This window comes from Halorubrum sp. JWXQ-INN 858 (assembly GCF_009806985.1).
Lineage (GTDB): Archaea > Halobacteriota > Halobacteria > Halobacteriales > Haloferacaceae > Halorubrum.
Genome location: NZ_WUAX01000009.1, coordinates 192,232 through 212,969 on the forward strand (window position 1 = coordinate 192,232; position 20,738 = coordinate 212,969).

Sequence of the window (20,738 nt, forward strand, 5' to 3'; positions counted from 1 at the left end):
TCCCACGTACGCGCTGCAACGGATCCCACGTACGCGCTGCAACGGATCCCACGTACGCGCTGCAACGGACCGCACGACTCCGCCCTCAATCGATCGAGTCCGAGTCGCCGTCCGCGGCGTCGCCGTCCGGGACCGCCGTCGCGAGCGCGTCCGGGTCGACGATCGGGAGCCGCTCCCGGAGCCGTCCGGCGACGCGTCGCGCCTCCGCGAGCTCCACCTCGGCGACGGCACGGACGAGCGCGACCGCCCGCTCCGTGCGGTCCCGCCGCCACGACTCCTCCCTCGACTGATACGTTCGGATCGCCCGCATGAAGTCGATCTCGGAGAACTCCGGCCAGTAGGGCGCACAGAAGTAGACGGCCGCCTCGTTGCCGTTCGCGTGCCACGGGAGGAAGTTCGAGGTGCGCTCGTCCCCGCCGGTGCGGACGATGAGGTCGACGTCGCGGACGGGTCGGTCGTACAGGCGGTCCTCGACCGTTCCGACGTCCACGTCCGTCGGGTCGAGCTCCCCGGCGGCGACCTCGCGGGCGATCCCGCGAGCCGCCGAGAGGAGCTCGTTCCGCCCGCCGTACGCCAACGCGACGTTGAGCCGGAACCGGTCGTTGTCGGCGGTGCGGCGTTCGGCGTAGTCGACGGCGTCGCGGACCCGGGGCGGGAGGCGGGCCACGTCGCCGATCGCGTGGATACAGACCCCCTGGTCGTGGACCCGGTCGGCGTCGGCGAACTCCCGGAGCTTCGCCTCCAACAGATCGAACAGCGGCTCCAGCTCCGCCGCCGGCCGCGCGAAGTTCTCGGTCGAGAAGGCGTACAGCGTCAGCTCCTCGATACCGAGGTCCGCACACCAATCGAGCACGCGCTCGGTCGTGTCGGCACCCGCGCGGTGGCCGTCGGGCGCGTCGTCGCCACGCTCGCGCGCGTAGCGGCGATTCCCGTCCTGGATGATCGCGACGTGTTCGGGGACCCGGTCGATCTCGCGACGGAGGAGTCGGAGGTACGCGCGTTCGACGCCTTCGCGGATCCGGGTCGGCATGGTCGAGGCCACGACACCCGGCGGTATGTACCTTTTCGTGTCCGGTGTCGTTCCGGCACTGACTCGCGCCCTCGAGGCCGGGAACCCGGGGCGGGAGGCGTTCCGGACGCGAACGGGGAAACGGTTATCGCGGGCGCGACGAACGTCGACGTATGGTGAACGTACTCTCGGCGGCGGAGGTCGAGCGAGCCCTCCCCGACGGCTGGCGGCGCGACGGGACCGAGATCGTCCGGACCTACGGGTTCGACGCCTACCTCGACGGCGTCACTTTCGCGAACGCGGTCGCCGAGGTGGCCGAGGAGCAGCACCACCACCCTACGATGGAGATCGGTTACGAGTCGGTTACGGTTCGCTTCACCACTCACGAGGTCGACGGGGTCACGAAGCGTGACCTTCGATCCGCCGGGCTCTGTAACGACGAGTACTGAACGCGGGGACATCGCCCCAACGAGATCACGAGAGACGCCACCAAAGACCGACGAGGGAAACGACGAGAGAAACACGATGGACGCAACGTATCGCTTCCGCGTGACGTTCCGGCTGACGCCCGCGGGAGCACGAGTCGAGCCGAACCGCTTCGAGACGACCATGGCGATCCCCGCGCCCCTCCCGGACGGGCCGGAGGGATCGTCCGTAGCGAACGGCTCGGATCGGCCGGCCGGGTCGGACGCCGTCGACTGGCTGTTCTTCCGCGATCGGCTCTGGCGCGGCGAGGTCGGCGACGAGCCGACGTTCCGTACGTTCGCCACGGACCGTCTCGGGGTCACCGTCGTCGAGGTCGCCTTCAGCGAGCTCCGGACCGACGAGGCGTACCTCGACGCGCTGAAGGCGGGGATCGGCGAGGACGTAGACCGGTTCAACGCCGACTCCGTCGACGAGGTCCTTCACAAGTACTTCGGGTCGTCGATCCACGTCCGAGGGTGATCCCCGAGATCACACCCGCCGCACCCCGACATCTACCGCATCCCCCACATCTACCGCACCTCCAACATCTACCGCATCCCCCACATCTACCGCATCCCCCACATCTACCGCACCCACCGCATCCGCTCCCCCGAAGGGACGGAAACCGATTTATCGTCCGATCACGTATGGCCGACTTCATGGTCCTCTCCGAGTACGATTTCCATCTGTTCGATCTCGACGGCACCCTCGTCGACGCCGACTGGTCGTACACCCGGTCGGTGTTCGACCGGGTCGGCGACCGGCTCGGACGGCGGTTCAGCGACCGGGAGGCGTACGTCCTCTGGCACGGTCTGGGCGGCGCGCGGGCGGACACCTTACGCGACCTCGGTATCGATCCCGACCGGTTCTGGCCCGCCTTCCACGCCGTAGAGGACCCGGCCGCTCGGGCAGCGTCGACGTTCCTCCACGACGACGCGGCCCGCCTGCTCGATCGGCTCGCTGAGTCGACCGCTCCCGCCGGCCTCGTGACCCACTGTCAACGGTTCCTCGCGGACCCGGTGCTCGACCGGCTCGACCTCCACGACCGGTTCGACGCGATCGTCTGTTGTACGGACGACACCGGCTGGAAGCCCGACCCCGACCCGCTCCGGCTGGCGATGCGGGAGATGGGCGTCTCGGCGGCCACCGATCGCGGATACTACGCGGGCGACGGCGAGAGCGACGTGGGCGCGGCGTGGAACGCCGGGCTCGACGCGGTCCACGTCGAGCGCGTCGGCCACGCCGACCGCGGTCGCTGCGTGCTCGGCGACCGACGCGTGGACAGCTTCGACGAACTGTGGTAGCGAGCGGTCCTCCGAGCCACCGTGCCGCTCAGACGAACGTCACCTCCCGCCGGGCGACGGCCAGTCCCGCGGCGAGCGCGATGCCGAACCCTCCGAGCAACCCCATCGGAAGCTGGCGCCCGCCGCCGCGCCAGTCGGCCGCGTACGCCCGCGCGTAGAAGTCGGCGACGGCCGCGCTCTCGATCGCGAGCAGGACCTCTCGATTCTCGGTCCGTGCCACCTCGTTGTAGTTGAGGCTCCCCACCACGACGGCGTCGTCGACGACGACGCCCTTCGCGTGGACCTTGCCGAACCGTCCCCGGGGCTCCGCGACGGCGACGTCGATCGGCTCGTCGGCGAGCGACGCCGCGAGCTCCCGGTTCCGGTCCCGGTCGTACCACGCGCCCGACAACAGCAGGCGGGCGTCGACGCCCCGGTCGGCGGCACGCCGGAGCGCGTGTACGACACGCTCGTCGGGACCGCCGGTTCGCGGCACGATCGCGAGCGCCCGGTCGTCCGCCTCGTCGATCCGGGCGACCAGTCGGTCAGCCGCGTTCCCGGGTGCGGTCAGAAGCGTCACGTCAGCGGCCGTCGCCGGCGGCGGCTCGAACCGGGCGGGGTAGGTGTCGTTGGCGGTCCCTGACGGGTAGACGGCGGCGTCGCGACGGAACGCGGTCCACTCCCGCGTGTCCCCGGCCGCGGCGTCGTTCTCGAACAGGGCGGCGAGATCGTCCGCGACGCGCTCGTCGGCCGCGACGACGCCCCAGCCGCGGTTCGACCGGCCGCCGGTGCCGGACGCCTTCCAGTTCTCCGTGAGCACGACCGCGCGGTCGTCCGCGACGGCGTACTTGGCGTGATGAAACCGGAAACGGTCGGGGTTCCCGTCGAGCACTCGCACGTCGACGCCGGCCGAATCGAGCCGGTCGCCGACCGACGCGCCGCGCTCCGAGAAGCCGCCGACGGGCGTCCCCTCGATCAGCACGCGTACCGTCACGCCGCGGTCGGCGGCCGCGACGAGCGCGTCGACCACCCGCGCCGATTCGAGCGTGTACCCCGCCAGGAGGAGGCGCTCCTCGGCCCCCGAAACCGCCGCGATCGGCGCATCGGGGCTATCCGGGAGGACGAACGGCGTCACCGTCGCTCCCGCCGCCTCTTCGGCGGACCGTGGCTCGTACCCGTCCGGCCGCCACTCCCCCCAGGCGGCCCGCCAGCGATAGCCGTCTCGGACGCGGCCGTACTCGACGACGTCGACGACGCGCCCGTCCCGGCGGAGCTCGATCCGGTCGCCGGTCGCCGCCAACGGGAAGTAGTCGTCGAGCCCGTGGACGTCGACGTCGTCGACGTGTGCGCTCGCGTTCGACGGGTCCATCGCGAGCGCGATCTCGCCGCTCGCGTTCGCCGGGATCGCCGCGTCGTGATAGCCGTCGTCGAGCGACCAGTTCCCCCGCTCCGGGAGCCGAACCACGAGGTACTCGCCGCGGTTCCCCGCCGCGACCGGGTTCGGGTACAGCTCGACGATCCGCGCGTCGGAACCGCCGGCGTCGGGCCCGTCTTGGAGGGTGCCGTTCGCCGGGGCCGATGACGTCCCGTTCGGCAACTCGGCGGCGCTCACGGCCGGAAGCGTGGCCGCCGCCACGAGAGCGGCGAGGGCGACGAGGACGGTGACGAGGACGACGGTACGGCGGCGCACGGCCCGTCTGGGCCCGGCATCCGATAAAAACGTGTGCTCGAAGAGGGTCCTCGGAACGTGTGCTCGAAAAGGATCCTCGGACGGCAGTTCGGAGGGTCGTGCTGCTGGTGGGTCGGAGTCGGTCCCGCTACGCGGTCGGGACGTCGGCGTCGAGGGCCGCGATCGCCTTCTCGGCCTCGGTCTGTACGATGTAGACGCGCTCGTCGGCGTGCTCGGCGACGGCCTCCAGCGCGTCCCGCGTGCCGATCTGCCGGAGCGCCCAGCCGGCGGCCGCGCGGACGTCGTCGGAGTCGTCCTCGGCGAGCGCGTCGGCGAGCGGCTCGACGGCACGCGTGTCGCCGATGAGTCCGAGCGCACGTGCGGCGTGCGGGCGGACCTGATCGTCGTCCATCGCCAGCTTGTTCGCGAGCGGCTGCACCGCCTCCGCGGCACCGATCTCGCCGAGCGCCTTGAACGTCACCTTCTGGAGCCCGGGGTTCGAGTCCTCGTCGACGTACTCGACGAGCGTCTCGGTGGCTTCCTCGGCGGCCATCTTCCCCAGGATGCGGATCGCGAACTGGTCGCGCTTGCCCGCGCGGCCGAGCAGCTCCTCGACGGAGGCGTCCGTCTTCCCGCGCTTGCCCATCCGTTCGAGCGCCTCCAGGCAGTGTCGCTCCATGAAGTCGGAGCCGAGCGAGTCGAGCGCGAGGAGGATCATGTCGACGTTGCCGCGCGTTTCGTGTTCCTTCAGCGCGGACCACTCGACGGGGTAGTCCTTGTAGTGGCCGAGCACGTCGTAAAAGCCCTGTGCCCGGAGCTGCTCGTTGGTTTCGAGGTCGTCCCACTCCTCGGCGTTCTCCAGGGCGTCAGCAAGCGCGTCCGCCGCCGCGATCAGGTCCGCGATCGTCTCGGCGTCGTCGTCCGGGTCCAGCCCGGCGTCGCCGACGCCCTCGGCGATCGCTTCGAGCGCGGCCGCGAGCGAGGCGGGGTCCTCACTCTCTGCGGCGACGTCGACGCCGACGTCGACCGCGTCCGCGACGTCGCCGGCGAACGATTCGACGGCCGCCGCGACGTCGTCGACGCCGTCGGCCGTCCACTCGGTGTCGGAGACGGTTTCGGCGGCCGCCTCGACCGCGGCGACGACGTCCTCGGCGTACGGGCCGCGGGCCTCCTCAAGCTCGTCGCGAAGGCCGGCGATACGGTCCTCGAGGTCCCCTCGCGGGTCGTCGGCGTCCTCGTCGTCCTCGTCGGGCTCGGGGAGGTCCGCCTCCGCCACGCCCGCTTCGGCGTCGTCCAACAGGGCCTCGACGTCGTCGAGGTCGGCCTCGGTGTCGGCGTCCTCCAGGAGCGCCTCGATCTCGTCGAGGTACTCGGTCAGGGACTCCTCGGTCGGCTCGTCCGGGAGGGTCGGTGCGGCGGCCCCCTCGGCGTCGGCAGCCTCCTCCGTGTCGTCCGCGGCGTCGGCCGGATCCGGGGCGTCGGCCGGGTCGTCATCGCCGTTGCTCATATACGTAACACCTGCGCGCGTGGTCCATTAAGGCGTTTCCCTTCGTGCCGGAAGGCGTGTTCTCCTCGCGTCGGGTCGGCCGCTCAGTCACCGCCGAGCTTCGTCTCGCCGACGGCCTCGTGTCCCTCGATGACCTCGATGCCGCCCATGTACGGTCGGAGCGGCTCGGGGACCGTGACGGTGCCGTCGTCGTTCTGGTAGTACTCCATGATCGCGACGACGACGCGGGGCACCGCGAGGCCCGAGCCGTTGAGCGTGTGGAGGAAGTCGGCCGACTCGTGGTGCTCCTCGCGGTACCGGATCCCCGCGCGGCGCGCTTGGAAGTCCTCGAAGTTCGACACCGAGGAGACCTCGAGCCAGCGACCGCCCTCGTCGGGTCCGCCCTCCATGTCGTCGGCGGGGGCCCACACCTCGAGGTCGTACTTCTTCGACTGCGTGAAGCCGAGGTCGCCGGTGCACATCTCGAGGACGCGGTACGGGAGCTCGAGGCGTCGGAGCACCTCCTCGGCCTCGTCGACGAGGCCCTCGAAGCGCTCGTAGCTCGCCTCGGGTTTCACGAAGTTCACCATCTCCACCTTGTTGAACTGGTGGACCCGGACGATCCCGCGCGTCTCGGTGCCGTGTTCGCCGGCCTCCTGCCGGAAGTTCGGCGTGTACGCCTGATACTTCAGCGGGAGGTCCTCGTCGAGGAGGATCTCGTCGCGGTGGAGGTTCGTCACGGGAACCTCGGCGGTCGGGAGCAGCCAGAGGTCGTCGTCGTCGTACGGTTCGGTGTTGTCGCCCTCGATCCGGTAGGCGTCCTCGGTGAACTTCGGGAACTGTCCCGTCCCGCGCATCGACGCCGAGTTGACCGGCAGCGGCGGGAACACGTCGTGGTACCCCTGTTCGCGGTGGACGTCGAGCATGAACTGGATCAGCGCGTGTTCGAGGCGCGCGCCGTCCCCCTTCGCGACGTAAAAGCCCGCGCCCGCCACCTTCGACCCGCGGTCGAAGTCGAGGATCTCGAGGTCCTCGCCGAGGTCGTAGTGCGGGACGAGCGTCCCGGGGAGGTCACGCAGGTCGTCGAAGCCCTCGCGACGGAGTTCGACGTTCTCCGACTCGTCCGCGCCGACCGGCACCGATTCGTGGGGGATCCCCGGGAGCTCGAGCAGCGACGACTCCAGCTCCGCCTCGAGCTCGTCGGCGCGCTCCTCGATCCCGTTGAGCTCGGCTTTGAGCTCCTGGGACCGCTCGATCGCCTCCTGAGCCTCGGCCTCCTTGCCGTCCGCTTTCAGCTCGCCGATCCGCGAGGAGACCTGGTTGCGCTCGTGGCGCAGGTCGTCGCCGCGGCTCTTGAGCGCACGCCACTCCTCGTCGACGTCGAGTATCCGGTCGAGGTCCACGTCGACGCCCTTGTTCGTGAGCGCCTCGCGGACCGTGTCGGGGTTCTCCCGGAGGAACTGTCGCGACAGCATTTACGCACGTTTCCGGGGGACGGCCCAAAACCGTATCGGAGGGTCGCCGCGAGCCTCGGGTCGACGGCCCGCCCGGTCGCCACCTTCGTTTCGCCCGTCCGATCGCCACTTCGTTTCGCCCGTCCGATCGCCACTTCGTTTCGCCCGTCCGATCACCACTTCGTTTCGCCCGTCCGATCACCACCGTTTATTTGCCCCGCGCCGACTCACCCACCATGCTCATTACCGGGGCGGAGTTGGCGGACGGGCGGGTTCGCGACGTGCGGGTTCGTGACGGGTCGATCACTGCAGTCGGCGAGGGGCTCGGCCCCGTCCCCGACGACCTGGTCGTCGACGCGCGCGGCCGACACCTCCTGCCGGGCGCGATAGACGTTCACGTGCACTTCCGCGAGCCCGGCGGTAGCCACAAGGAGACCTGGACGAGCGGCTCGCGGAGCGCGGCCGCCGGCGGCGTCACGACGGTCGTCGACCAGCCGAACACGTCGCCGCCGACCGTCGACGGCGCGGCGTTCGACGAGAAGGCGGAGCTGGCCGCGGCGTCCGTCGTCGACTACGGGATCAACGGCGGCGTCACCCCGGATTGGGACCCCGAATCGCTGTTCGATCGCTCCGTGTTCGCGCTGGGGGAGGTGTTCCTCGCGGACTCGACGGGCGACATGGGGATCGACCTCGACCTGTTCGAGGAGGCGCTCGACGAGGCGGCCGCCCGTGACGTCCCCGTCACGGTCCACGCGGAGGACGCGACGCTGTTCGACGAGTCGGCGCTCGAGGGCGACCTCGGCGGGATCGGAACGGCGGCGACCGCCGACGCGTGGTCGGCCTACCGGACCGCCGAGGCGGAAGCCGCCGCCGTCGAGCGGGCCGTGGCCGCCGGCGCGCGCAGCGACGCGCGCGTCCACATCGCACACACGTCGACGCCGGAGGGGATCGACGCGGTCGCCGACGCGGCCGCGGACGGCGCGGACGCGACCTGCGAGGTCAGCCCGCACCACCTCTTCCTCTCGCGGGAGAACACGGGTCGGCTCGGGACGTTCGGCCGGATGAACCCGCCGCTTCGGTCGGAGGAGCGCCGCGTCGCCGTCTTCGAACGGCTCCGCGACGGCGACGTCGACGTCGTCGCCACCGACCACGCCCCGCACACGGTCGCCGAGAAGCGGCAGGGACTCACCGACGCCCCGAGCGGGGTCCCCGGCGTGGAGACGATGTATCCGCTCCTGTTGGAGTCCGTGCGGAAGGGCGACCTCCCCTTGGAGACGGTCCGCGACGTCGTCGCCGCGAACCCCGCGTCGGTCTTCGGGCTGGACCGGAAGGGGCGGATCGAGGTCGGGGCCGACGCCGACTTCGTCCTCGTCGACCTGACCGACCCGCGCGAGATCGAGGCGGGCGCGCTCCACAGCGCCTGCGGGTGGACGCCGTTCGAGGGCTGGCAGGGCGTCTTCCCCGAGCTGACCGTCCTCCGCGGCGAGGTCGTCTACGACCGCGACCCCGTGACGGGCGCGGAGTCGTTCGGCGAGCCGACGGGGCGGAACGTTCGACAGGCGTAGCGGGAACGGTTGATATCGGAAGAGACGGGAGATATCGTCCCTTCAGGCGCTCTCTTCCCGGCGGAACGCATATGCCGCTCCTTCACATAGGATCGGACACATCACCATCGAGTGCTGTGTTCACATGAACCGAACCATCCCCGCGGCTCGGCCATCGTCGTTCGGCACGCGACCGATCGACGAACCGACAGCGAACCGCGAACCGACACCGAGCCACGAGCCGACAGCGAACCGCGAACCGACAGCGAACCGCGAACCGACAGCGAACCGCGAACCGATCGGAGACGTGCGGCGAACTCACGAACCACACGGCGATGACTGACGCGACCGACGTGGCCGAGACGGGCGAGGCGGCCGAAGCGGGCCAGACGGGCGACGCCGGCGACGCGTCGGCGGAGCACGGAGCCCTCGGAACGACGGAGGCGGCCGCCGTCGCGGAGCGGGTCATCGACAACGTGGAGACCGTGATCGTCGGCAAGCGCGACGCCGTCGAACACGTCGTCGTCACGGTGCTCGCCGGCGGGCATCTCCTCGTCGAGGACGTCCCCGGCGTGGGGAAGACGACGCTCGCGAAGGCGGTCGCCCGCTCGGTCGACGCGTCGTTCAAGCGCGTGCAGTTCACCCCGGACCTCCTCCCGTCGGACGTGACCGGCGTCAACGTGTTCAACCAGCGCACCGAGGAGTTCGACTTCCGGCCGGGGCCGGTGTTCGCCAACTTCGTCCTCGGCGACGAGATCAACCGCGCCCCGCCGAAAACGCAGTCCGCACTGTTGGAGGCGATGGAGGAGCGGCAGGTGACGACGGACGGCGTGACGCGCGCGCTCCCCGACCCGTTCTGCGTCATCGCGACGCAGAACGACGTCGAGCCGGGACGGACCTACGAGCTCCCCGTCGCCGAGGTCGACCGCTTCACGAAGAAGATCCGGCTCGGCTACCCCGGGACGGACGACGAGGCGGCGATCCTCGACCGAATGATCGGCGGGAACGGGGACCATCCGGTCGAATCGGTCGAACCGGTCGCGAGCCTCGACGACCTCCGCCGCGCACGCGCGACGGTCGCCGGCGTCGAGGCGACGGAGCCGCTCCGAGGGTACGTCGCTCGGCTGGCAGCGTACACCCGACGACACGCGGACCTCGGCGTGAGCCCCCGAGGCAGCCTCGCGCTGCTGCGGACCGCACAGGTCCGCGCGGTGCTCGACGGTCGCGACTACGTGGTTCCCGACGACGTGCAACGGGAGGCACCGACCGTGCTCGCCCATCGGATCCGAGGCGACACGGGTGGAGACGTCGGTGCCGACCTCGTCGCCGAAGCGCTCGACGCGGTCGCGGTGGAGTGAGCCGATGGCGTCCGTGCGTCTCACCCGTCGGGGGCGCGTCGTCGTCGCGGCCTGCCTCCTCGGCGTCGTCATGGCAGTCGCCGCGGGGGGGCGATCGCTCAACGCGGTCGTGCTGTCCGGCGGCGTCGCGCTCGTGGCGGGTTACCTGCAGGTCGCCCGGATCGAGACCCCCCGCGTCGAGCGGTCGCGTCCCGACGACGGGGCCGTCGGCGACACGCGCGAGGTGTCGATCGCGTTCCACGGGACGGCCCCCGGCGAGTCGATCGCGTCCCCGTTCGTCGCGCGGGTGACCGACGGGCTCGACGACGGGCTCGACGGGGACGCGACGGCGATGTCGACGACCGTCGGCGCGGAGCCCGTCTCGTACACGGTTCGATACGCCGCCCGCGGCGAGCGCCGGTTCGGTCCCGTGACGCTCGAGGCGACGGACGTGTTCGGGCTGTTCACTCGTCGCATGGATCTCGCCGACGAGACCGTCGTGCTGGCGTATCCCCAGCGCCAGCCCGTCCCCGCGCGGTTCCGGCGGGGGCTGTACGCCGACGGAGCGCTCGGCCAGAGCCGCCAGCGCGAGGAGTTCGATCGGCTCCGCGAGTACGCCCGCGGCGACGCGCTCCGCGACGTCCACTGGCCGGCGACCGCCAAACACGACGGCATCGTCGTCAAGGAGTTCGCCGCGGAGACCGACGACCGGCGCGTCTCCATCGTCGGTCGGACGGCCGCGGGCGAGGGCGACGCCGCGGCGGACGTGCTCGCGAGCGCGACCGCCAGCCTCGGGCTCGCGCTCCTGGCCGACGGGGTCTCGGTCGACGTGACCCTCCCCGCGGGGACGGTCGCCGCCGCCCCCGGACCGACCGGCCGACGGTCCTTGCTGGAGTTGACCGCGCGAACCGGTCCGGGGGATCCCGCCGTCGACGCCGACCAGGACGTCCTCGTCGTCGCCGACGAGGCTGACGCCTGGCTCCGCGCGGGCGACAGCGTCGTCTCCTTCGCCGATCTGCGAGCGGAGGCCGGGGAGAGGGCCGGATCGGACGGTACGGATGCAGTGGGTTTCGGGGACGGAACGGACGGTATCGGTTCCGAGGACGGCACGAGCGGTGTCGGTTCCGGGGACGGCACGGGGCCCGTGGGGAGCAGAGACGGGACCGCCACCGGATCCCCCATCGCCGACGGCGGAACCGAGAGCGCCGGATCCCTCGATGGAGGTGAACGTCGATGACCCGATCCCGCGACGACGCCGTGACCGCCCCCGCCGGCCCGGTGCCAGCCGGCCTGCTGCCCGACGGGCTGGCGCGACCAGCGAGCGTCGGCGTCCTCGTTGTCGTGGCCGCGTACGTACACGTCTTCTTCTCGCTGACCGACGTGGTGGGCGGGACCGCCCGCGTCGCGCTCGCGATGGGGGCCGCCGCGGTCGCGGGGGTCGTGCTCGCCCGCGTGATCGACGAGCGAACCGCGGCGGTCCTGACCGCGGTCCTCCTCGTCGTCGGGCTCGCCGGGTACTACTTCGCCGTTCCGGAGAGCCAGCGGGCCCTGTTCTCGATCCGTGCCGTCGCGGTCGACACCCTCTCGCTGCTCACCGGGCTCTCGGTGTTGCGGCTCACGCTCACCGACGTGTGGGTGCTCGCGGTCGCGCCCGTGCCGACGTTCCTCGTCGCGTACCTGACCGGACGCGGGCGGCACGTGCCCGCCGCGGGGGTCGCCGGGGGGACGCTGGGGTTCCTCGTGCTCACCGGCGACGCGACCGGCGCCGCCACTCTCGTCGGCGTCGGCGGCGTCGCGCTCGCGGCCGGCCTGACGACGCTTTCGGTCCCCGGCGGCCTGCGGAGCCGCGGGGACACGCTCGCGGTCCTGTTGGCGCTGATGGTCGTCGCGAGCGCGACGGTGACGCTCATCCCCGCCGGCGCGGCCCAGCCGTGGGGAGGCGACCGCGGAACCCCGGGGCTCGAATCGACGCTCGACGGCGACGACGAGCTCGAGATCGTCGGCTCGACCCGCCTCTCCCCGGAGGTCCGGTTCACGATGCGAAGCGACCGTGCTGCGAACTGGCACACGGGGTCCTACGACACCTACACCGGCGACGGCTGGGTTCGATCCGGCGAGCCAGACCCCCTCGACGGGCCGCTCGCCGGCCCGCCCGGTGAGACCGTCACCGTCGAGTCCTCCTTCACCACGGAGACGGTGATGGGGACGATCCCCGCCCCGTGGCAGGCCGTCGACGTGGCGGGGCCGGTCGCCGGCAGCGCGCAGGTCGACGATCGGGGAACGATCCGGCCGGGGACCCCGGTGCTCGCGGGCGATCGAGTGACCGTCGAGAGCCGAGTCCTCGACGCCGACCCCGACGACCTCCGCGCCGCGGGCGACGAGTACGACGACCGGATCGTCGACCGGTACACCCAGCTCCCCGAGAGCACGCCCGACCGCGTCGGCGACCGGACCGCCGAGATCCTCGCCGAGGCCGACGCCGACACTCCCTACGACCGAGCGGTCGCGATCGAGCGCTACCTGATCGAGGAGTACGACTACTCGCTGTCCGTGGCGCGACCCGACGGCGACGTCGCCGACGGGTTCCTCTTCGAGATGGACGCCGGGTACTGCACGTACTTCGCGACGACGATGGTCGTCATGTTGCGTTCACAGGGGATCCCCGCCCGGTTCGTCACCGGGTACAGCAGCGGCGAGCAGGTGTCCGACGACGAGTGGGTCGTCCGCGGGCAGGACGCCCACGCGTGGGTGACGGTGCACGTCCCCGAGCACGGGTGGGTCGAGTTCGACCCGACCCCCAGCGCGGAGCGCGATCAGGTGCGGCTGGCCCGACTCGCCGAGGCGCGCGCCAGCGGCGCTGAGGACGTCGACACGGCGCTGTCGGTGCCCGAGCAGGGGGCGACCGTCGACGAGGAGCCGGCACCGGGCGTCCCGGTCGACGACGATGCCCCCGTCGACGGAGCCGCCAGCGACGCGAACGCCACCGACGGCAACGTCACGGACGGAGTCGCCGACCCGATGGACGGGCTCGAAGGGCCCGAACCCGACGAGCTGGGTTATGAGGCCGACGTCGGCGGGGCGGCCGAAGCGGGCGGGACGGGACCGGGCGGCTGGCTCCCCGTGCCGTCCCGGGAGACGCTCGGCTACGCGCTGTTCCTCGTGGTCGTCGCGATCGCGGGAGCACACCACACCGGCGCGACGACCCGGGCGTACCGTGCAATCGGGGTCCGGCTCCCGGCGCGACGGCGGGACCCGGCGACCGACGTCCAGCGGGCGTTCGTCGACCTCGAATACCTGCTCTCCGACCGCTATCGCCCCCGGCGACCGGGCGAGACGCCCCGGTCGTACCTGGCCGCGCTCCGGCTCCGCGGCGTCGACGAGCGCGTCCACGGGGTCGGCGAGGCGTACGAGCGGGCGATGTACGCCGGCACGGTGACCCGCGAGGACGCCGACGAGGCGCGCGCGACGGTGCGACGGCTCGCCCTGGAGGCGACGCCCGTGATCGGCGGGTTGTTGTCCCGAGCGTGAGGTCGGCCCGGTCGGGACTCCCGACACTATTTAATACCGGCGTCCAGTATCTCCGGTCGTAATGTCGGAAGTCTGCTCGACGTGCGGGCTGCCCCAGGAACTCTGCGTCTGCGAAGACGTCGCGAAGGAGTCCCAGCAGATCAGCATCCGCATCGACGAGCGCAGGTACGGTAAGGAGGTAACGGTCATCGAAGGATTCGACCCCAAGGACGTGGACATGAGTTCGCTCTCCTCGGATCTGAAATCGAAGTTCGCCTGCGGCGGAACCGTCGAAGACGGCTCCATCGAGCTGCAGGGGAACCACTCGGGTCGCGTGGAGGACTTCCTCCGCGACAAGGGATACAACGTCGCGTGACCGTCACCTAACCGCCCGTCGTCGGGCATTTTTCGGAGTATCGTTGGCGGCGAGCGGCCGCGCCGTTAGAGCGGTGGCCGACGATAGCCGGTCGTCACGATGGACAACCACTCATCATATAATGCGCCAGTGAGACGCTCCGTGTGTGATCGAGCAATCAACGGACGTTTCGGAGACGATCGCGATGTCTCCTGCACCGGCCGATCCGTTCACTGACCTGCCCCCGAAGGAGTGGCGGGACGTGTTCTTCGGACTCTCGGACGAGGTACAAGAGCTCCTCGTCGCGGACATGAGTCGGTCGGAGCTGGAGGCGTTTATCGACCGACTCGACCCGGACGAAGTGACTGACGTCCTCGTACACACCGACGAAGAGACGCGTGAGGCCCTGCTCGCGACGCTCGACAGCGAGCGCCGCGAGAAGATCGACTTCCTGCTCTCGTTCGATCCCGAAAGCGCGGCCGGGTTGATGAGCCTCGATTACGTCACCGTCGATGAAACGCGACGGTTCGTCGAAGTGACCGAGCGCGTCCGTCGCTTCGAGGAGCGAACGGGACGACTCCCGACGATCTTCGTCACCGATGACGACGATGAGCTGCTGGGGGAACTCCCGGGCGCGGCGCTGTCGATAGCGGATGACGCAACCGAGGGGATCGGCGATTACGTACAGGAGACGCCCCACGTCCGGTTCGACCGGGATGACGAGGAGGTGCTCGAGGTTTTCAAGCAGAACCGCGAGCGTGCCGTCGCGGTGCTGGACGAGGACGATGACGTCCTCGGAGTGATCCACGCCGAGGACCTGTTGCGGATGCTCGAAGAGGCACGGGGCGAAACGCTCTACGAGTTCACTGGCGTCGCTGAGGAGGAGAGCGTCCTCGACGGCCCGGGAGCGAAGATACGGCGGCGGTACAAGTGGTTGATCCTCAACCTCGGAACCGCGTTTATGGCCGCGGCGGTCGTCGGACTGTTCGAGTCGACGATTGCCGCCGTCGCCATCTTGGCCGCGTACATGCCGGTCGTTGCGGGGATGGGTGGGAACGCGGGGACACAGGCGATGGCGGTCACCGTCCGCGGGATCTCGCTCGGCGAGGTGTCGCTCAACACCGGCAAGCGCGTGGTCTTCAACGAGGTCGTCGCCGGTGCCGCAAACGGACTCATTACCGGCGTGCTCGTCGCCGTGATCGCGATCGCCTTCTCGTTCGGCGAGTTCGGCCTCCTGCTCGGGGCCGTGATCGGCGTTTCGATGGTCGCAAACCTCGTTATCGCGGGGTTCTTCGGGGCGATAACCCCGTTGTTGCTCGATCGTATCGGATACGACCCGGCCACGTCGGCGACGATATTCATCACCACGGCAACCGACGTGCTGGGCTTTTTCGTGTTCCTCGGGTTGGCGCAAGCCGTCCTGTTGTAGCGTCGTCGGTGGGTTTTATCAGTAGCTGTCGAGCGATTCGAAGCGACGGGCCGACGCTATGGATGGGACATGCGGCGGGGCGTTCACGGAACCGCTTTCGCCGGTCCTCACGGAACCGCTTTCGCCGGACCTCACGGAACCGCTTTCGCCGGCCTTCGCGGGCCTCACCGGGAACGGAGCTCCCGATAGATAACGAGGTGTTGCCCGGGGACGACGTCCGTCGTCGCCGTGTATTCGACCGGGTGTTCCGTCCCGTCGGCATCAACAAGCGTCACCGTATCACGCACCTGCTCGGCCCGTTGAAACCGCTGCCACCCGGATTCGAAGTCGAACTCGTCCGGATGAAACCTCGATAGCGACTGCCCGAGCAGCGCTTGCTGGTCGAGCCCACAGAGGGTCGCTGCCGCCGGATTGGCGTCGACGATCCGGGACTCGTCGTTGATGATCACCATCGCATCGCACGCTTCCTCGAACGCTGCCCGATACTTGTCGCGGGATTCGCTGAGGTCCGTCAGTTGCGCTCGGGCGTTCGTCGCAGGCCGCCGGGGAACCGAAACCGTCATCGTCGTTCCGGCGTCGGTGACGGTCGCGTCCACGGATCCACCGTGACTGGTGACGATCCAGTGTACCAACCACAGACCCAGTCCGCTTCCGTGGACGAGGGGTGTCTCGGTACCGGCGTCCATCACGTCGGCTTCGTGGTCTGCAAGCCCCGGTCCGTCGTCCGTGATCCGGACCTCGACCGCGTTCGGAACGGGGTCGACCGTGACGGTGACCGTCGGGTCGTCACCGCTGTGTTTGATCGCGTTCTCGATCAGCTCGTCGAGTGCCTGTTCGAAGTTCGGCAGCACGGCCACGGTGAGCTCCAGATCGGCGGTGTCGACGGTGATCGACGCGGCCGGGTGCTCCTCGGCGATCGGCTCGACGGTCCCTTCGATGAACGCGCCGAGGGGCACGGGTTCGCGTTCGAAGTCGGCGGTGACGATCCGGTTCAGTTCGCGGGCCTTCTCGCTCAATTCGATGAGGTCGTCGACCTTGGTCAGCGTGATCTCACTGTACTCGTCGTCGTCCAGTTCGTCGGCCATGAGTTGGACGAACCCCCTGATGACGGACATGTCGTTCCTGATGTTGTGTCGCAGGACGCGGTTGAGGACGGTAGCGAGGTTGGTCTGTCTCGTGAGTTCCGCCTCGTGGTGTTCGCGTTCGAGTTCGCGTTCGAGAAGCCGCGTCAGCAGTTCGGCGAACATCGTCTCGGCGTCAGTGAACGGGTCGCTTCGAGCCGCTTCGGCGACGAAACAGACCGTCCCGTACGGTTCCCCTTCGAGAACGAGGGTCGTGCCGTGATAGCAGCGGAGTCCATGAGCCTCGTACGCCGCATCGTCGGCCCAACCTTGGTCCGTCGCGTCGGAGAGGGCGACGGAGCCGCCCGCACCGAGCGTGCGCCGACAGTACGTCGTCCCGAGATCGAGTTCCAAACCGGCGGGAAACCGTCCGTCCGGCGGGTCCGTGCTCACCATCGCCTCCCAGTGGTCGGTTTCCTGATCGATGCGCGTGAGATGGCCGTTGTCGACGCTCAGATACCGCTCGCCGAGCGCGAGCGCCCCACGCGCTTTCTCCTCGAACGGGCCGGTTCCGCGAACGATCTCGTAGAGTCGACGTCTGGCTTCCTCGGCGGGTCGGGTGGACTCAGACATCGCAGGGGGGAGACCTCCGAGTCGAGACTCTCCCGCCCTCAAACGTGCGATCCCACCCGCCGCTCTCGATCCGCAGACGCGTAGGTACTGTCCTCATAGATATAGGTTCTATTGTAGCTACTTCAACCCGTTCCCGCCGCGTGTGAAGCACCGAGATTCGTTTCGGGGAGGACGTCGCGATCGTCCGACAGCGTTGAGAGAGGCGGCCCGTCCCGATCCGGGTGATGTTCGATCGTGACGTCGTGTGAACCCCGTCACGGGCGGAAACCGCAGGAGAGCGAAGGAAGAGGGATGCGCCGTCCGGGAATCGAACCCGGGCTAGTGGCTTGGGAAGCCACTGTCCTACCACTGGACCAACGGCGCTCCACTCGATCCGTGCGCGTCCGGGTATAAACTATTTACCATCCGAGCGCCCGAATCCCGGGACGGATGGCCGACGGACGGACGGTCGGCGGACAGCAGGTCGACGGACGAGAGGTGGGCGGACGGGCGTTCCCCGAAACGGTGTCCGGTTGAATACAGTATATACGCCCGGCTGCAGTACTGGGTGTATGGTCACTCTTCCGGCCGTTCAGTTCCGATCGTCCGAACCCGACCCGAGGTGGAGGCGCACATGACCGACCGCGACGACGCGAGCGGGGTCGAACACCTGTTCGCGGACACGGTCCGCGAGACGATGAGCGAGACGGGCTACGGGGCCTGGCGCTCGATCGGCGGCGAGGGCGCGGTACCGCTCGCGTTCGGGTTCCCGTACCCCGCGTCGTTCCCGAACGCGGAGCTCGTCTCGGCGACCGAGGGGCTCCTCGACGTGGAGGCCGACCACGCGCTTCAGTACGCCGGCGGGGAGTACGCCGACTCGCTCCCGGACGTCGTCGTCGAGCAGGCGGCGGACCGCGGCATCGACTGCACGCCCGCGGAGATCCACCTGACGAACGGGGCGACACACGCGATCGACACGGTGTGTCAGACGTTCCTCGACCCGGACGACCTCGTCGTCGTCGAGGCCCCCACGTTCATGGGCGCGCTGCGACTGTTCGGGAACTACGGAGTCGACATCGAGGGCGTCGGCATGGACGCCGACGGGCTCGACGTCGACGCGCTCGCCGACGTCCTGGCCGCGCGGGAGCGGGCCGGCGAGACGCCCCCGAAGCTGCTGTACACGATTCCGAACTTCCAGAACCCGACGGGAGTGACGCTGTCGCGGGAGCGCCGGGAGCGGCTCCTCGAGCTCGCCGCGACGTACGACTTCATGATCCTCGAGGACGACCCGTACGGACAGCTCCGGTACGACGGATCGGAGCCGCCGCCGCTCAAGGCGCTCGACGACGACGGGCGCGTCGTCCGGGTGAACACGTTCTCGAAGACGATCGCCCCGGGGGTCCGCACCGGGTGGGTCATCGCCGACGAGGCGATCGTCGAGCAGCTGGACCGCGTCAACGCCGGCGGGGAGAACCGGTTCACGCAGGGGGTCCTCGCGCGGTACTGCGAGTCGAACCCGCTCGACGAGGCGATCGAGGGGCTGTGTGACGGCTACCGGACCCGCCGGGACGCCATGCTCGACTCGCTCGCGGACCGGATGCCGCCGGGTACCTCCTGGAGCGAGCCCGACGGCGGCTTCTTCGTCTGGGTCGAGTTCCCCGAGGGCGTCGACGCGGAGGCGATGCTTCCCGACGCCGTCGACGAGGGCGTGACGTACCTCGCCGGCTCCTTTTTCCACGACGACGACGGCGGCCGGCGGAACGCTCGCCTCTCGTTCAGTCACGTCTCCCCCGAGGAGATCGACGAGGGGATCGCGGCGCTCGCGCGGGCGACGCGCGCCGCGCTCGCGACCGCCGAGGCGGCGGACGACTGAAAAGGACGGCAGACGGCTACCGAGGCGGCGGACGACTGAAAAGGGCAGCAGGCGACTACCGAGGCAGCGGACGACCGACGACCCGTCCCTGACGTCGTGGGCGGGACGGTCCGTGCTGCGCGACGACGACGGCTTCCGTGTGTTTAAGCCGTCGCCGGCGGACCCGGGAGTATGACCGACGACACAGCCGCAGACGCGGCGACCGATCGGGTGAGCGAGCGGATCGAGGAGTTCGCGCCGGCGCTGGGGCGCACGTGGACCGACGACGAGCCGTGGGACTTCCTCACCGACCTGACCGCGATCGGGAGCCGGATGGGCGGCAGCGAGGGCGAACGCCGGGCGGCCGCCGTCGTCGCCGACGCCTTCGAGCGAGCGGGGGTCCGCGACGTCCACGAGGACCCCTTCGAGATGCTCGGCTGGGAGCGGGGCGGCTGCACCCTCTGCGTGACCACCCCCGGGCGCGACGGCGGCGAGTCGACCCGCGAGTTCGAGGCGCTCGCACTGCCGTACTCCCCGGCCGGCCGCGTCGCGGGCGAGTTGGTCGACGTCGGCTACGGCACCCCGGAGGAGGTGGACGCCGTCGACGTCGAGGGGAAGGTCGTCGTCGCGTCGACGACCACGCCGTCGGGGTCCCGGTTCGTCCACCGGATGGAGAAGTTCGGCTACGCGATCGGCGAGGGGGCGGCGGGGTTCGTCTTCGTCAACCACCTCGACGGCCAGCTCCCGCCGACGGGGTCGCTCACGTTCGGCGAGGAGGCCGCGGCGGTCGCGGTCGGCGTCTCGAAGGAGACCGGCGCGTGGCTCCGCGAGTACGCCGCCAACACCCCGGGAACGAGCGGTCACGTCGACCTCTCCGTGGATGCGACCGCCGCCCCGGCCGAGAGCCGGAACGTCGTCGGCCGGGTCGGCCCCGACACGGACGAGCGGCTCCTGCTCGTCGCCCACTACGACGGCCACGACATCGCGGAGGGCGCGCTCGACAACGGCTGCGGGATCGCGACGGTCGCGACGACCGCCGGGATCCTCGCGGACGCCGACCTGCCGATCGGCGTCGACGTCGTCGCGGTCGGCTGTGAGGAGGTCGGGCTGCTCGGTGCCGAACGCCTCGCCGGGTCGGTCGCGCTCGACGCCGTCAAAGCCGTCGTCAACGTCGACGGGGCGGGACGGTTCCGCGACCTCGTCGCGCTCGCGCACACGTCCGACGCGACCGCGGCGGTCGCGGACGCGGTCGCCACGGCGACGAACCACCCGATCGAGGTGCGGGCGGAGCCGCATCCGTTCTCTGACCAGTGGCCGTTCGTCCGACGGGGAGTGCCGGCGCTCCAGTTACACAGCGACTCGGGCGAGCGCGGGCGCGGCTGGGGACACACCCACGCCGACACCCGCGACAAGGTGGACGACCGGAACCTGCGGGAACACGGAATGTTGATCGCGCTGGTCGTCGCCGAGCTGGCGGAGCCGGACCGGACCGTCCCGCGGCTCGACGCCGACGGCCTCGCGGACGCGTTCCGCGACGCCGACTTCGAGACCGGCATGCGCGCGGCCGCGCTCTGGCCGGCCGGGTGGGAGTGAGCGACGACCGGCGCTGACGGTCGGCTGCGGTGGTGACGGTTGGCTGCGGTGGTGACGGTTGGCCGCGGTGGTGACGGTCGGC

16 protein-coding genes and 1 tRNA gene are annotated in these 20,738 nt (G+C 70.3%); 11 read left to right on the forward strand and 6 right to left on the reverse strand.

Features of this window, described 5'->3' with window-relative positions:
- Positions 1-85 precede the first annotated feature (85 nt).
- Positions 86-1,030, reverse strand: a complete 945-nt coding sequence (gene uppS, locus GRS48_RS08135; protein WP_159485359.1) for a polyprenyl diphosphate synthase — start codon at positions 1,028-1,030, stop codon at positions 86-88.
- A 152-nt stretch (positions 1,031-1,182) separates the two neighbouring features.
- On the opposite strand from uppS, the gene GRS48_RS08140 reads away from it, so the two are divergent.
- The 3 genes from GRS48_RS08140 to GRS48_RS08150 all read left to right on the forward strand — a co-directional run bounded on the left by GRS48_RS08140 (position 1,183) and on the right by GRS48_RS08150 (position 2,778).
- Positions 1,183-1,458, forward strand: a complete 276-nt coding sequence (locus GRS48_RS08140; RefSeq protein ID WP_159485361.1) for a 4a-hydroxytetrahydrobiopterin dehydratase — start codon at positions 1,183-1,185, stop codon at positions 1,456-1,458.
- A 76-nt stretch (positions 1,459-1,534) separates the two neighbouring features.
- Positions 1,535-1,954, forward strand: a complete 420-nt coding sequence (gene lwrS / locus GRS48_RS08145) for an LWR-salt protein (RefSeq protein ID WP_159485363.1) — start codon at positions 1,535-1,537, stop codon at positions 1,952-1,954.
- Between the two features lie 179 nt (positions 1,955-2,133).
- Positions 2,134-2,778 (forward strand): HAD family hydrolase, encoded by a 645-nt coding sequence (locus tag GRS48_RS08150; protein WP_159485602.1) that lies wholly within the window; start codon positions 2,134-2,136, stop codon positions 2,776-2,778.
- 28 nt (positions 2,779-2,806) lie between these two features.
- Here the strand turns inward: GRS48_RS08150 and GRS48_RS08155 are convergent, their stop codons facing one another.
- The 3 genes from GRS48_RS08155 to serS form a co-directional block, all read right to left on the reverse strand.
- Positions 2,807-4,447, reverse strand: coding sequence for a phospholipase D-like domain-containing protein (locus GRS48_RS08155; protein ID WP_321168357.1), 1,641 nt, complete (start codon positions 4,445-4,447; stop codon positions 2,807-2,809).
- Between the two features lie 127 nt (positions 4,448-4,574).
- Positions 4,575-5,933 carry a HEAT repeat domain-containing protein gene (locus tag GRS48_RS08160; RefSeq protein ID WP_159485365.1) on the reverse strand — a complete coding sequence of 453 codons (1,359 nt, stop codon included), beginning with the start codon at positions 5,931-5,933 and terminating at the stop codon, positions 4,575-4,577.
- 83 nt (positions 5,934-6,016) lie between these two features.
- A complete protein-coding gene (gene serS / locus GRS48_RS08165) occupies positions 6,017-7,387 on the reverse strand; it encodes a serine--tRNA ligase (protein ID WP_159485367.1) in 1,371 nt (456 codons plus the stop codon).
- A 215-nt stretch (positions 7,388-7,602) separates the two neighbouring features.
- On the opposite strand from serS, the gene GRS48_RS08170 reads away from it, so the two are divergent.
- The 6 genes from GRS48_RS08170 to GRS48_RS08195 all read left to right on the forward strand — a co-directional run bounded on the left by GRS48_RS08170 (position 7,603) and on the right by GRS48_RS08195 (position 15,538).
- On the forward strand, positions 7,603-8,931 hold the full coding sequence (locus tag GRS48_RS08170) for a dihydroorotase (RefSeq protein WP_159485369.1): 1,329 nt from the start codon (positions 7,603-7,605) through the stop codon (positions 8,929-8,931).
- Between the two features lie 314 nt (positions 8,932-9,245).
- Positions 9,246-10,268, forward strand: coding sequence for a MoxR family ATPase (locus tag GRS48_RS08175; protein ID WP_159485371.1), 1,023 nt, complete (start codon positions 9,246-9,248; stop codon positions 10,266-10,268).
- 4 nt (positions 10,269-10,272) lie between these two features.
- A complete protein-coding gene (locus GRS48_RS08180) occupies positions 10,273-11,484 on the forward strand; it encodes a DUF58 domain-containing protein (RefSeq protein ID WP_159485373.1) in 1,212 nt (403 codons plus the stop codon).
- Positions 11,481-13,775, forward strand: a complete 2,295-nt coding sequence (locus tag GRS48_RS08185) for a DUF3488 and DUF4129 domain-containing transglutaminase family protein (protein WP_159485375.1) — start codon at positions 11,481-11,483, stop codon at positions 13,773-13,775. The genes GRS48_RS08180 and GRS48_RS08185 overlap by 4 nt, the downstream gene beginning before the upstream one ends.
- Positions 13,776-13,836: 61 nt before the next feature.
- Entirely contained in the window at positions 13,837-14,130 is a 294-nt protein-coding gene (gene yciH, locus GRS48_RS08190) for a stress response translation initiation inhibitor YciH (RefSeq protein WP_159485377.1), read from the forward strand.
- A 184-nt stretch (positions 14,131-14,314) separates the two neighbouring features.
- A complete protein-coding gene (locus GRS48_RS08195) occupies positions 14,315-15,538 on the forward strand; it encodes a magnesium transporter (protein WP_159485606.1) in 1,224 nt (407 codons plus the stop codon).
- A 164-nt stretch (positions 15,539-15,702) separates the two neighbouring features.
- Here the strand turns inward: GRS48_RS08195 and GRS48_RS08200 are convergent, their stop codons facing one another.
- Together GRS48_RS08200 and GRS48_RS08205 are read right to left on the reverse strand one after the other, a co-directional pair.
- Complete coding sequence (locus GRS48_RS08200; RefSeq protein WP_159485379.1) at positions 15,703-17,232, reverse strand: ATP-binding protein; 1,530 nt, start codon at positions 17,230-17,232, stop codon at positions 15,703-15,705.
- A gap of 292 nt (positions 17,233-17,524) precedes the next feature.
- A tRNA-Gly gene (locus GRS48_RS08205) sits at positions 17,525-17,595 on the reverse strand.
- Between the two features lie 250 nt (positions 17,596-17,845).
- Between GRS48_RS08205 and GRS48_RS08210 the strand changes: the two genes are divergently transcribed.
- Together GRS48_RS08210 and GRS48_RS08215 are read left to right on the forward strand one after the other, a co-directional pair.
- Positions 17,846-19,084, forward strand: coding sequence for a PLP-dependent aminotransferase family protein (locus GRS48_RS08210; RefSeq protein WP_159485381.1), 1,239 nt, complete (start codon positions 17,846-17,848; stop codon positions 19,082-19,084).
- Positions 19,085-19,255: 171 nt separating this feature from the next.
- Positions 19,256-20,656: a M28 family metallopeptidase gene (locus GRS48_RS08215; RefSeq protein WP_159485383.1), complete on the forward strand. Its 1,401-nt coding sequence runs from the start codon at positions 19,256-19,258 to the stop codon at positions 20,654-20,656.
- Positions 20,657-20,738 lie beyond the last annotated feature (82 nt).